Annotated in this window: 14 protein-coding genes; 5 read left to right on the top strand and 9 right to left on the bottom strand. The window is 44.5% G+C overall.

Going from position 1 to position 13,090, the window contains the following annotated elements; translation table 11 throughout:
* Window positions 1-44 precede the first annotated feature (44 nt).
* From LT679_RS10585 to LT679_RS10570, 4 genes are read left to right on the top strand one after another with little or no spacing between them, the layout of a single operon-like run.
* Window positions 45-584: a hypothetical protein gene (locus tag LT679_RS10585; protein WP_232177543.1), complete on the top strand. Its 540-nt coding sequence runs from the start codon at window positions 45-47 to the stop codon at window positions 582-584.
* A 29-nt stretch (window positions 585-613) separates the two neighbouring features.
* Entirely contained in the window at window positions 614-1,273 is a 660-nt protein-coding gene (locus LT679_RS10580) for a hypothetical protein (RefSeq protein ID WP_232177541.1), read from the top strand.
* A gap of 50 nt (window positions 1,274-1,323) precedes the next feature.
* Window positions 1,324-1,986 (top strand): DUF6624 domain-containing protein, encoded by a 663-nt coding sequence (locus LT679_RS10575; protein WP_232177539.1) that lies wholly within the window; start codon window positions 1,324-1,326, stop codon window positions 1,984-1,986.
* A gap of 21 nt (window positions 1,987-2,007) precedes the next feature.
* Window positions 2,008-2,493, top strand: coding sequence for a RidA family protein (locus LT679_RS10570; RefSeq protein ID WP_232177536.1), 486 nt, complete (start codon window positions 2,008-2,010; stop codon window positions 2,491-2,493).
* A gap of 240 nt (window positions 2,494-2,733) precedes the next feature.
* On the opposite strand, the gene LT679_RS10565 is transcribed toward LT679_RS10570, so the two are convergent.
* The 8 genes from LT679_RS10565 to LT679_RS10530 form a co-directional block, all read right to left on the bottom strand.
* On the bottom strand, window positions 2,734-3,540 hold the full coding sequence (locus LT679_RS10565) for a helix-turn-helix domain-containing protein (protein WP_232177533.1): 807 nt from the start codon (window positions 3,538-3,540) through the stop codon (window positions 2,734-2,736).
* A gap of 33 nt (window positions 3,541-3,573) precedes the next feature.
* On the bottom strand, window positions 3,574-4,545 hold the full coding sequence (locus LT679_RS10560) for an aldo/keto reductase (protein WP_232177530.1): 972 nt from the start codon (window positions 4,543-4,545) through the stop codon (window positions 3,574-3,576).
* 132 nt (window positions 4,546-4,677) lie between these two features.
* Window positions 4,678-5,172 (bottom strand): hypothetical protein, encoded by a 495-nt coding sequence (locus tag LT679_RS10555; protein WP_232177529.1) that lies wholly within the window; start codon window positions 5,170-5,172, stop codon window positions 4,678-4,680.
* A 19-nt stretch (window positions 5,173-5,191) separates the two neighbouring features.
* Complete coding sequence (locus LT679_RS10550) at window positions 5,192-6,112, bottom strand: transporter (protein WP_232177527.1); 921 nt, start codon at window positions 6,110-6,112, stop codon at window positions 5,192-5,194.
* 10 nt (window positions 6,113-6,122) lie between these two features.
* Window positions 6,123-7,175: a cytochrome-c peroxidase gene (locus tag LT679_RS10545; RefSeq protein WP_232177525.1), complete on the bottom strand. Its 1,053-nt coding sequence runs from the start codon at window positions 7,173-7,175 to the stop codon at window positions 6,123-6,125.
* An 11-nt stretch (window positions 7,176-7,186) separates the two neighbouring features.
* Entirely contained in the window at window positions 7,187-8,017 is an 831-nt protein-coding gene (locus LT679_RS10540) for an MbnP family protein (RefSeq protein WP_232177523.1), read from the bottom strand.
* Window positions 8,018-8,176: 159 nt separating this feature from the next.
* A complete protein-coding gene (locus LT679_RS10535; RefSeq protein ID WP_232177521.1) occupies window positions 8,177-8,551 on the bottom strand; it encodes a hypothetical protein in 375 nt (124 codons plus the stop codon).
* 102 nt (window positions 8,552-8,653) lie between these two features.
* Window positions 8,654-10,000: a carbohydrate porin gene (locus LT679_RS10530; RefSeq protein WP_232177519.1), complete on the bottom strand. Its 1,347-nt coding sequence runs from the start codon at window positions 9,998-10,000 to the stop codon at window positions 8,654-8,656.
* 185 nt (window positions 10,001-10,185) lie between these two features.
* Between LT679_RS10530 and LT679_RS10525 the strand changes: the two genes are divergently transcribed.
* Window positions 10,186-11,475 (top strand): tetratricopeptide repeat-containing sensor histidine kinase, encoded by a 1,290-nt coding sequence (locus LT679_RS10525; protein ID WP_232177517.1) that lies wholly within the window; start codon window positions 10,186-10,188, stop codon window positions 11,473-11,475.
* Here LT679_RS10525 and LT679_RS10520 read toward each other — a convergent pair.
* The gene (locus LT679_RS10520) at window positions 11,448-12,986 is read right to left on the bottom strand and encodes a hypothetical protein (RefSeq protein WP_232177516.1); all 1,539 of its coding nucleotides are present in this window, start codon (window positions 12,984-12,986) and stop codon (window positions 11,448-11,450) included. The two genes, LT679_RS10525 and LT679_RS10520, sit on opposite strands and share 28 nt — an antisense overlap.
* Between the last annotated feature and the right edge of the window lie 104 nt (window positions 12,987-13,090).

Below are 13,090 nucleotides of genomic sequence, written 5' to 3'. Positions count from 1 at the left end.
CCGCGAAATAACGCAACCGGCAGGTGGATTTTAAGTATAACCCTATGAAAAAAATAGTTACAATGCGCATTGCTTTCATGGCAGCGGTTGCATTGATCTTAATAAATTTCACCTCGTGTAGCAAAAATAGTGGTGAGGCAGAAGGCACTGGAGAAAAATACCTGACCTGCAAAATAAACGGTGAGCAACGTGAATTCAACTACTTTGTTAACGCCAACGATAAACCAGCTACCGATACAGTACATTTTGTAGTTATTGGCGGGTGGGAAAAACAGGATATGGTAACCGGGTTTAGCATAAACATGCAAGTTGCTGAAGGGGCAAAAGAAGCTACTTATACAGTAAATGACGATAGTGACCTGCTACTTGCCGGGAAGTACTATATACAAACTATGAAAGATGGGAAAATTGTGGGCACCACCATTTTTAACGGCGGTGATGTTGACGGTAGCAACTTTACTTTAACCATAACCAGTTTAACTAAATGGGGCGTTAAGGGCACCTTTTCAGGCAAGCTAAGACGGCTTGGCGGCGAAGATTTTGTTACCGTAACCGATGGCAAATTTTCAGCGCCATATAATTGATTTATTCTGAACCAAATAAAACATCTGTCATGAAAAAACATATTTTAATTGCCGGGCTGCTTACTTTCCTGAGCAGCCTTTATGTTTTAAAAGCTACTGCGCAAAACGTTATTTTCAGTGAAGACTTTTCCGGGTACCAAACGGGCGCTTCGCCGGGCAGTATTAAAACAAACGCAGCTGCCATTATTGCGCACCCAACCGGGCAGGAGGGTAAGTGGCTAATGGTAAAAGACAAGGCGACCTATAAACTTAATAAGAACGTTCCGCTTCCTGCTAAGTTTACCTTGGAGTTTGACGTGCTTGCAGTGGCCGAGCAAATTAAGGATATAGCGCCGGTTTGCTTTGGTTTCGCAAAAGATAACGCAGCCAGAGAACATATAAGCAATGGGGGCGCGTTTGTACAATTGCATTACCGCGACGCGGATGCAATTAATATAGGCAACTATGAATTTGAAAATAAAGAAGCCAATACTACTTTTGATCTGTCGGCTACTGCAAATAGGCCATTGCACGTTAAACTGGTAGTAAACGGGCAACAGATGGCGGTTTATCTGGATGGCGATAAATTGGCTGATACGGTATTGTTCCCGGCTAAGGCTGCCAAATATTTTTACTTTAGCGGGCCATGGGAATTTGATAGTGGCGCTAAATTGTATATCAGCAACATTAAGTTATCGGCCGGAACGTGATTCATTCTACCAGATTTCTGGACTAACAACTTTAATAAGCATTACTTAAAATGATAAACAAAAAACTCGCCTTACTGGCTCTGATTACATTGGGTGCACGGATGGTTTTCGCTCAAGCTGACCCATGTGCCGATACCCTGCAGATAAACACTAAACTGAAAGCCATACGGGATATTGATCAGAACAGTCGCGCCGAGTTTATTAAGGTAATGGCCACAAACGATCCGCAAAAAACAAAAGAACTGGCCTTGCAAATGAGAGCGGCGGATAAGGAAAATCAACAATATGTTAGCGCGTTGCTTGATAAGTGCGGCTGGCCTACAGGGCTTTCGGCTGAAAATAATCATACCATGTTTCTGGTCATTGATCATGCCGACGTAGCTTACATGGATAAATATTTTGCGCTGCTCAAGCAGCAGGCCGAGTTAGGCGTGGTACCTAAAAGTGATCTGGCGACCCTGCAAGACCGTATCTTACTGAGGAAAGGTGAAAGGCAATTATATGGAACGCAGACTTTTAAAACCGGGCCTATAGTTAACGTTTGGCCTATTGAAAATGTGGATAGACTGGCCGAAAAACGTAAGGCGATGGGATTAGAGCCGATGGACGAATACATCGAATCGGTAAAAAAAGCTTACCATGCCGAAGTGGTTTGGGATAAGAATTTAACTGTACAGGAAGCGCAGCAGAAGTTAGGAAAGAAGCTTCAATAAATCATATTTTAACCTTTGTTTATGGATAAAATCCACTTATTCCCGTTGTTTTGTTTTATCCTAATCTCCCTGCCGGGTTGCGGGGCCGGCGATCGTGCCAAAAACAATGTTAAGCGCTTAAACGACAGATCCGAATTTAAGCAAAAGTGGCATTGGAAGAGTCTGAGTAAACAAAATGAGGATGCCGGTTATGCGCAGGTTGTCAAAGCGGGTAACACTATTTATATTTCGGGAATACCAACGGCCGATCTTAGCTCTAAAGGAATTGCCGGGGTATATGCTGATTTGAGTAAGTCACTTAGCGCCTTTGGTGCAAAGCCAAAGGATATAGTTAAGGAAACGCTGTATACCACCGATATTGAAACCATGAAAAAGTACAACGAGGCGAGAAAGGCATTTTATCAAGGTGATTATCCTGCCGCAACATGGGTTCAGGTAAGCCGATTATATGAGCCGGATGCTAAACTGGAAATTGAATTAATAGCTCAACTGCCAAACGAAGAATAACTTCACGCTGATCAGTGCATGAATAACTTTTTGATTATTACCTGCGCCAGCATTATACTTAGTTACATTAACATGGATGTCGTCGTCAAAATTTAAAGTAGCTTGTAAATAGGAGTGAAGTTCATGCACATAAAACAATAAAATAGGCAGCACCAAGCCCGGCAAGCTATAGAGTATCCGTTTGCAATTAAGCCGGTGCTGGCATATTGCTCAGCTAAGCGTACGCCACCGTCTTTTGTTTTATACGCCAGTTGGCGTACGGCCAAACCGTTTTTTAAACGAGTGCGAGAAGTGCGAGAGGCTCTCGAAACCGAGATCGAGGTAAATGGCAGAGGCCTTTTTTCGTTTATTCTCAATCAGGTTCAGCGCCGTTGTGAGGCGCATTTCCTGCAGCCATTGCCTTGGCGATGTGCCAAATATCTTTTGAAAATCACGCTTAAAGCCTGCGAGGCTCCTGCCGGTTAATGCTGCAAATTTCTCTACCGGTATGTTATAGTGAAAATTGTTGAGCATGAACTTTTCCAAGTCAATTTTATACGGTTCCGAAAAGTCAAACAACAAAGTCCGTAGCTCCGGCATGGTATGTAACAACAACAGCACCGCCTCCTTTACCTTAAGCATACCAACGGCATTAGTTATCTTTTCGTCGGAGTGGTGTACATAGGGTAATATCGACTGGAAAAAGGCCTGCAAAAACTCGTTGGGCGGGATGAGGATATTGGGTTTGCCTGTATACCTTTCGTTATTTTCAATTTCCTCTTCCAGTGCGATCTGCCTGAGCAGGTTTTCATTCAGGCAGATGATTACCGTTTGATAGCTTTCGCCATTAAGAGGGGTTTTGGTTAGCTCAGCCAGCTGATTTTTACGGATCAACAGCATCTCGCCTTTTTCCATTGATATGCTTTGGCCGGTAGTTGCCATAGTAAACCGCCCGGCTATCTGCATTACAAGCGTAGTGTGCTCCAAAAAGCACACCTTATCCTTGCGCACATCAGCATAGTACGAAAAGAAGATCACGCCCGGAATAAGTACCGTTGGGTTTAACATAGCTGTGTTGATTATCTCCTCAAACTTACGTAATTATCGCTGCAGGTAGGTACCGCCCAATATTGCACCGGGTGCGAATTCAGTATTCAGTAAATCCATTTCATCGGCCGTAAGTTCAACTTGCATTGCTTCCATATTTTCGGGCAGGCGAGAGCGGCGACTCATGCTAACCAACGGCATAATATTTTCGCCTTGCGCATTTACCCAGGCTATCGCCAATTGCGTAGGTGTAATTCCCTTTTGGGCGGCAATTTGTTTAAATACCTCAACCTTTGCCAGATTTTTTTGCAGGTTATCACCCTGAAAGCGTGAAAAATGGTTACGATAATCATTTTCAGCAAGCGGCGCTTTTAAATCGCCTGTTAGCAAGCCTTCGGCAGTATTGGCAAACGCTACTATGGTTATGCCTAATTCGGCAGCGGCAGGCAGCAGGTCGGCCTCGATCTGGCGGTCGGCAAGTGAATAACCTATTTCAAGCGCACTTACCGGGTATACGCTGTTTGCTTTACGCAACTGCTCGGCATTGATTTCAGAAACACCCAGGTAACGTACTTTGCCTTCTTTAATCAAGTCGGCAACAGTACCTATAATATCCTCAACCGGTACGCTGTTATCCATCCGGCTGGGCTGATATAAATCAATGGTCTCAATCCCAAGCCTGGTTAGCGAGTAGTTAATAAAATTTTTGATTGAATTAGGACGCAGATCCAAACCCAACCATTGCCCGTTATGAAAAATGGCTCCAAACTTAACGCTGATAAAGGCCTCGTCGCGGCGGTCTTTTAAAGCTTTGCCAATCAATAATTCGTTATGGCCGGCACCATAAAAATCACCGGTATTTAAAAAGTTAATACCGTGATCAAGCGCCGCGTGTATAGTAGCGATGCTTTCGCTCTCATCATTTGTTGGGCCGCCCCATACTGATGACATGCGCATACAGCCCAAACCAAGCTTTGATACCTGTGGGCCGTTGTTTCCAAGTGTTATTTTTTCGATGTTTTTCATTGTCATGTTTTTTTACATAACAAAATTGCTTGTTTTTGGTGCGGGAGCATTTTCGTGCATGGCTCAATTTACTTGCGTGTACGGCTCACATTAAATAAAAAAGCGGCGATTATTAAACCGCCGCTCTTTATATTACATTTTCATGTGATGATGCTCTCCCGTGTGCTCATCCGTTTTAAAATTGTATTGTTTCAGATAAGCTCCTGATTGCTTCAGCAATGCCTGGTATAGGCTGTCCAACATGATAACCTTCTTCTTTTCGCCTTCAAAATAAGCTACTGCTTCAGCGTTTGATTTGCCGCTTTGCTCGGGTTCAAATTTCTGCATCCACTCGCTCATGCGGGTACCGGCCGAATCTAACTCGAGGCGTAAACTATCCGCTTCTCGGCGAAGTAAGGCAGTATCGGTTTCAGGTTTTTCTGTTTTAACCTTTAGCAGATACGCCGGTGATGCCAGGGTATCAAGCTTCATTTTATTGTTCATTACCTTTTCATCATCGGCCATCAGCTTATCATGCGCGGTGATGACCTCATCGCGCACTTGTTTGTAGCTCGTTTCCTGCTGGCACGATTGAAACAGCGTTAAGCCCGTTGCAAATACGATGATTGTATATTTTAAACTCTTCATTTTAAATTATGATTAAATGTTAAAAAGCCACCGATAAGTGCACCATTAACCTGTTGCCTGCACTTACCCGGTTGTTGGCCAGTTGTTGCGAAGCCACATCCTGGTAGTTAGCCCCGGCAGAAAAACGGCCATAATTAGCTTCGAGCCCCCCTACCAGCGATAGTACATGCCCGCCGGACACATCAACGGTGTATTTTTTATCTTCTACATCCTGCTGCGATGTTTCATACAACACACCCGCGTTTGGCGCTACTGTAAGTTTTTTAAAGAAACGAAACTTATAGTACAGCAAAGCGTTGGTGGTTAGCTTATTGCCATAACGATAATTGTACTTATTAGCGGTATTGATCTTGTAATTGGCGTTCACGTTCAGTCCCAAGTCCATCAAGCGAACATCATAAGCGGCGTTCAATGTAAAATCGGTACTCGCGGTGCCTAACTGAAAATTATTAGGCGATTCGCTGCTTAACTTGCGTTCCGCGGGTTCGTACTTACCGGTTGGCGCTTTTATACCTGCACCTACCCATAACGAGTGCACAATTAGCTGCTCACCAACCATACCGCGTTTGCTTAGCAGGTTGTAGTAACCCATCACGGCAACATCACCTAAACCATCCTTATAACCATCTCCGGTTTGTGCCGTGCGCTCGTTAAAATTGTAGGGTACAAATGCCAGCACACGGAATTTTTTACCGATGTTCCAACCACCCCAAAGCTCCATGGTTTGGTATGTTTCGTCAGACGTTAGCGGCGTACGCTCGCCGAAAGGCCCGAGGTGTGTTACCAGCGTTTTGTGCTGGTAACGCATGCCTATAAAGCGCTTATTATATTCGGGCAATATGCCTAAATAGTAACTACCCACGCCACAGCCGCATATATCGCAAGCCATAGTCGGGTAGCTTAGAACCGCTAACAGTAATATAATTAAGTATTTCTTCATAATGATTTTTTTATTGCTCAGCCAGTTCCTTACGGGTTATAAAATCCGGATCATCAAGCGTTTTCAGGAAAGATGTAAGTTTGCTACGATCATCTGCCGACAGGACTATGCCTTTTGTGCCGCTGCTTTGCTGCAACAACGGATCAAGGTTTGGGGTTGCCTGTACATCGCTGTTGTAATGCTCAAATACGGCATTCAGCGACAGGAAACGCCCATCATGCATATAGGGCGCTGTGTAGCTCACGTTACGCAGGCTCGGCACTTTAAACTTATATCTATCTGTAGCTTGCAGAGTAGCAGTGTACAAACCCTGGTCATCAATCGGGCTAGGGCCGAGGCCATTGTTGCGAAATGCCCCATCGGTAAATAAAGGCTCAGTATGACAGGCTGCACATTTAGCCTTAAAGAGTTCGTACCCTGCTTGTTCGTCGGCGGTAAAACTTGCACCGGCCTCTTTACGCATAACCTTATCATACTTTGAATCCGCGCTTACGCACATCAGCATAAATTGCGATAAAGCTTTCATAAACCTTGCTGTGGTGATCTCATCGCTGCCGAATGCCGCTTTAAACATACTGGGGTACTTGCTTACCTGCCTTAGCTTCACCATAACATTTTCCACGCTTTCGTCCATTTCCTCATGCGCGGTAATGGGCGCTATGGGCTGCAGGTCCAGATCGAATATACCACCGCCCCACATAAAGGCTTTGTTCCAGGCCAGGTTCATGATAGGCGGCGAATTGCGGGTGCCTAACCTATCCTCTATACCATGGCTTACATCGTGCCCGTGCTGGGTAAATGCTGATGATTGAATATGGCACGATCCGCAGGAAATAGTATTATTACGAGACAACCTTGGCTCATAAAACAAACTGCGGCCCAGCAAAAAGCCGGCTTCAGTAACCGGGTTATTAGCCAGTTTATACTGCGGCTCAGGGAAATTCCCCGGCTTTTTAAAGCCGGAGAATGTACTTACCTCATCTTGTTTTTCACTTTCCTTTTTACAGGCATAAAGCATCACCCCGAAACACAGCAGCACTATCCATAATGCTCTTTTTTTCATGGCGATGTTTATTAATTTTCGGTATGATCATGGCGGAACATTCCGGCAAAGTTACCGGCTATCTTACTGCTGAAATCGCCAAACATTACGCTTGGATGAGCCGCTATGCTAAAGCTGTTTGTACCATTAAACACTTTAAGCAGATCAACAAACATGTGGATGTTACTTTCGCGGCCTTTACGTACGCGGGCAATACCGGCAGTTGTCAGGTCAACGGTAACAGTTTTTATGTTGTTAATGGTAGGCGCGGAATATCCACCAAAACCACCTATATGATATTTGAACTGCTTTTTACCGGTTGGGTCGCCACTGGCGTCGTTTGACACCACGTCAGAATTACCTTCCATTTTAAAGAAGATATAACCTGAATTCCAGCTCCAGTACATGCCATCCTCCATACTGCCCGACGGATCAAGCACGCCGGTACGTTTGCTTACATCCATGGTACTGCGCAAACTGTCGACACCTACAATAAAGCTGATTTTAGTGTAATCGCCCTCGGGTACCTTCACTTCGGCAAAACGGGTATCCTTGTCAGCTGCGTTTATTAAGAAATAGCTGCTGTCCTGGTTTACGGTATAAGTGGTGCCATCAGCCTTGCTTACTTTAATATTGCTGATGAAGTACTGTACTTTTGAAAGGGTAAACTTTTCGCCGGCGGCATTGGTATAGGGACTTGCGGTGCTGTTAAGCGTAAGGGTGCGGTCGCCTACAATATTATCAAACTCTACAGAAAGCGTAGCCAGATTTGATTCGTTAAAGTCGGGTTCAACATTATCATTGTTCTTGCTGCAAGACGTTAACAGGGCCACACCGGCCAACAGGAATAAAATTTTTTTCATGAGTATTTAAATAGCCCTTGAGATAACTATTGTTATAAGGGGATGTATGATCGATTAATTAAATAGAATGAGCGACAACAGGCATAGCAATGCCATAGTCAGCTACATAAGGGATGCCACATGCTTTAACCGCAACGGCGCCAATTAAAGGGTAAACGATCAGGCTATTTTAGGTGGCTGGAAGATAGGCACGGCACGGTCAATAACACCGGGTGCAGGCAACTGCGGAAATAATTTTCGCGGCATTACCCTGTCCAGTAACGAAAAGAAAGCGATAGTAGCGGGCAAGGCTTCCTGGTATTGGTTGCGCTTGTCTTCACGCTCCTGCTTTTTTTCTTTTTCTTCGGCCTGCTTCAGCTTTTTCATCAGGTAGCAGCGGCCGTTACAGTTCATCCAGGGGCGGGCCTTGTTTTCGCACAGGGTTGACGCGATGAACTTTTGATTGACCTCAAAACCGGCGTACACAAAAAACCTGGAGAAATTAGAACCTACCAGGGCAAAAAGTAATACTATGGCTAAACACCGGTTAAACATTGGCGCAAAAGTAAGGATAAAGCATTGGCGCTGCAAAATATCCTTTTAAAAAACTGATGCGGGCGTTGCCATTTAAGCAACGCCCACATCAATTATACGTTTTTAGAACTCGGCGTGTGCCCTAATAGCGAATACATTTACCGGTCCCCTATCTTTATTGTAAGCAGGGTTCATCACAAACTGATAATCGGGACTTATATAAAATTTATGCTGATAGGCGTTCACTTTATAGTAAAGCTCCGCAATCAGTTCGGTACCATAATTTAGTTTTCCATCGCCGATGATGAAACCATAGCCTCCAGCGGCCAGGTAGTCCCGGTGATCGCCCGAGATGCCGTTATCAACCAACGCAAGGCCTATCTCGTCATCATCACGCTGCCATGAGTTGCCTTTTAACACGCCGCCAATGCTTACTGATCGGTCAATTTCAGTAAACGCCCAGGTTTCGGTGCGCCCATCATTCCAGCTCGCCCTTGCAAATACACCAAAGTCATCCATAAAGAATTGCTCTGCATTTATACCAAAGCCATATTTGTGGTGGCCATAGGCCTGCACCGTATCAATCACCGGCGGGTTGCTGAACGCCAGAGCATCGCGGTACCGGCCCATTTTGCCCTTGTTACGAAAGCCAAGCAAGCGCAACGCGCCTTTTTGCCCGTTTAGCGTATATCGCTTTTCGTATTCAAGCGTTTGTGTGTTGGCCTTACTAATGCGCCCATCCCATACAGAACCATTGGCGGTTGTAGTGGTAGTAGTAAACGCAAACCGCAGGCTCCAGTCGGGCATACCCAACTCGGTATATAAGCCCAGCACATAACCGCGGGTGTTTGCCGGATAATCCCATGCGCCGTTACTCATCAGCGACCAGTTCATGAACTGCGTGCGCGGGTCATGACTGAACGTATTACCATCAAAAAAATCGGCCATGCCGAATTTACCTGCCGTGATAGAAAAATAACGCTTGCTCTTCAATCCGGCTAACTGGTTCGCGTCATCCGTAAGTGTATCCTGATCATTGCCCCATTCAAAGTTTTGGGTGAGATAAAGCCGCGCTAAATAGATTTTAGGTTCGGCGCTGCCTACACGAAAGGTTTCGCCATTGGGAAAACCGGCCACACCAAGCGTTTTGCTAAAGCCTGACCCGCCTGATAGCTCAGGATTAAAATACGCCTCTGCCCCCTTCCACAACCGTGCCCCCGCAAACAGGGTTGAGGTTATGGATGTTGCCGTTTCGCGGTTGGGCGATAAACTATTTAAACCCGAGTACGGTGCACTAAAACCTGGTTTTGTTTGCGTGATAACCGTTTGCTGGAAATGGAAGTTAACGCGTTGACTGATACCTTTTTCCTTAGAAGTATCGCGACCCGCAATAGGTGATACTGATTGGGCGTTAGTTATAAAAGCTAAAAATATAAAGACGCTTGTGAGGGTTGTTGATAGCAACTTCATAATGATATAGAAAAAATTGATAAAAAAAGCGACAGGTAAATAATAGCGCTTTTTTAGGGAACTGAGATATTTATTATTATGTATAACTCCTGGCTTGAGCTGAATTAATAAGCGAAAATAATATATTTATCATTGTAAGCGATTGAAAAATACAACTAAGCTTTACAACTATTCGTAATAAACCTATGCGTTTTATTTTGCTCTTGTTTTTACTGACAGTTGCCGTATTGAGCAGTTGCAAAGGCCAGTCTGCCGCCGACTCAACTGACACCACCCATGTTACCACCTATCATAGCATTACCGATTCTGCAAAAGCCTTCGCTTCTCAGCTCGATACTGAAAAAGCGCTGCATTACCATAAACGGGCGCTGACTCACGCCCGCCGCCACGACCTGCACGAACATCAGGCACACGCGTTGGTAAATATCGCCTTGTTACTTAAAGATCAAAATGCTGATCAAAGCCTGATATACCTTGATAGCGCTTTAAAAATCGCTGAAGATCTGGACAAAAAGGATTTGCGCGCGCATATACTGATGGCTATAAGCAGCGTACATAAAGAGCAGCAAAACTATAAAGAATCGCTGGCAGCACTTGAGGCACACCAAAAGCTACTAAGGGCCGTATTTGAGGAAAACAAGCGCCGCGACGCCGCCCGCGTTCACGCGCAGGAAACGGATGACCGTAAACTCGCCGTCTTAATTACCATATTGATTGCCGTTGGATTGATTGCCATTGTTTTTGCCTTCTACATACACCGCATTAAGCGGCTTAATAAAGCATTACACAAATCAAACCATATAAAAGATACCTTATTTTCCATCATAGGGCATGATTTGCGCGGCCCTGCGGGCGGCATTATGCAAGCGCTTGAATTGGTTGATGCCGGTGTATTGACCGAGAAGGAAGAAAAAGAAATTATCAGCTTACTTAAACAGCAAAGCCGATCTTTTAATGAAACCTTAAACACACTGCTTAACTGGGCATCGGCACAACTTAAGGGCGCCGAGCCAAAACTTGCATCCGTTGATGCCATGACGGCCATCCAAAAATCCCTTGATCTTTTACGGGCACAGGCAATTGCCAAAAACATCGAGATCAACGCGCCGCACAACAACGGCCTTCCGGTACTTGCGGACAGCGACCAGCTTGATTTTATTATGCGTAATCTAATTAGTAACGCCATTAAATTCTCTTACCCCGGTGGAAAAATAGCCATTACAACGGAAACAAAAACCGATACGGCTGTTATCGCCGTGCATGACGATGGGAAAGGCATTCCGGCAGACAAACAGGCCGAGCTGTTTACTGAAGGACGGCTGGACAGTACATACGGCACCAGCGGTGAAAAAGGCACCGGCCTTGGCTTAATGCTGTCATGGGATTTTATTAAAGCAAACCGTGGCCGCATGTGGTGCGATAGCAAAGAGGGGGCGGGCACTACGTTTTATGTAAGCTTTCCATTGCCCGGGTAACGTATTTTAAATTGATTTGCATCGGCGTTTCGCATCAATTTTAACACGAGCTCGTGCGGTGTGTTTTTCTCCCAGCGTGCTATAAGCCACGCAATAAAGCTTAGCGTGAATATATCATTACTCTCGGGCTCGTTAAGCAAGCTTAACACCTTTGCCCTGTATTTAAAGTCAAATATTAAGTCGGGTTTTAGCAAGTGTTGCTCAACTAATTTTAAAAATAGCAGCACCTTATCTTCCCGGGTCTTTAGCAGATACTTTTTATACCTCCGCCTAAAGCTGCTTATCCTTGCCATAGCCAGCTCAATGTTTGAGAATTGCGCCTGTATCAAAATCTCCATTAGTGTTTTGCGAATAGTCCATAACATGCCCAATTGCTTTTCATGCCAGGCATCAGTGCGGGCAAGCAGCATTAATTGTTTTACGCTTTCACGCTTATTACACATAGCTAATACCATGGCCAGGCAAATACGTAAATCCTCAACATCTTCAGGCTTAGCCGCTTGCTTTTTAATAGCCAATGCACCCTGCAAAACGGTTATAGCCCCTGCGGCATCTCCTGCAAAAAAACAGTTAAGCGCAACAAGCAACTGCTGACGATGGTAATACTGTGCCTGATGCCGTTCGTCCATTTTCATCAATGCCGCCATTTTATCGAGGCCGGCGGTACTTTTTACAAAATCGCCTGTGCGCAGATAAAAGTTAGCCATGAAATACAGTATGCCAATATGATAAAACAGATAGGAATGCTTTGCGAGCGATTGCTTTTGAATAAACTCATCTGTTCGCGCGATGTAACGCGCTATTAACCGGTAATTTTGTTGTATGGCGGCATACTCATTTGCGATAAACAGTATTTGATAAATAGATTTAAAGGTGAGCAGATCCTGCCGTGAAATTTTGTATTTACGGACTACGGATATCATCAACGATGATAAATTAACCACCTTGCCTTTCAGGTGTATCTGCTGCAGCTCCTGCCGTAAAAATGCATAGGCCATATTCAATTTCGCCTCACGCTGCATAGCCGACTGATTTTGCATAAACCTGGCGGTCAAAACATCCAGATGCTCGGCACCCGGCACATGTGCATACTGCATTTTAAGCAAAAGCAACTCATTCAGCATATTAAATTGCTCCAGGCTTTCAGCCAGCCGTTCGGCCTTCGCCAAATTTTTAAAAGCTATCAAAGGCAGATCATTTTCCAGTAAATAGCGGCCCACAACAAGCAGGCGCAACGCTTCGTAAGCGCCGGACTGGTTACGCTCAAATGTTTTTTGCGATAAAAAAACCAGCAGGTTATCCTGTAGCCTTTTCCTTAAAGCATGATAAGCGTCTTTATTTTTTGAAGATTTATAAAGCTTATTTATACCATTTATATCGTCAGTTTCAATCAAATTTAATAATCGCAGATTTTTTACGTCGTACCGTTTGTTTTTCTGCTGTAAAAAATTCCGGAAAAGCTTTTTGTCAGTGTTATCCAACAAGTCAACCAGTGCTGAAAGTGAATCCATGTGCGTGATATCAATAGCTCAAATATATACTTATATCGTCAGTTTTGATGCAATTATAACTTTACCGGATGAATTTTGAGGCGCACATTTGCTTCCATATTAAT

Origin of the sequence: Mucilaginibacter roseus, from assembly GCF_021215455.1 — a bacterium.
Classification (GTDB): domain Bacteria; phylum Bacteroidota; class Bacteroidia; order Sphingobacteriales; family Sphingobacteriaceae; genus Mucilaginibacter; species Mucilaginibacter roseus.
The sequence above is the reverse complement of the archived record's forward strand: the minus strand, read 5'-3'. Positions and strand labels throughout refer to the sequence as shown.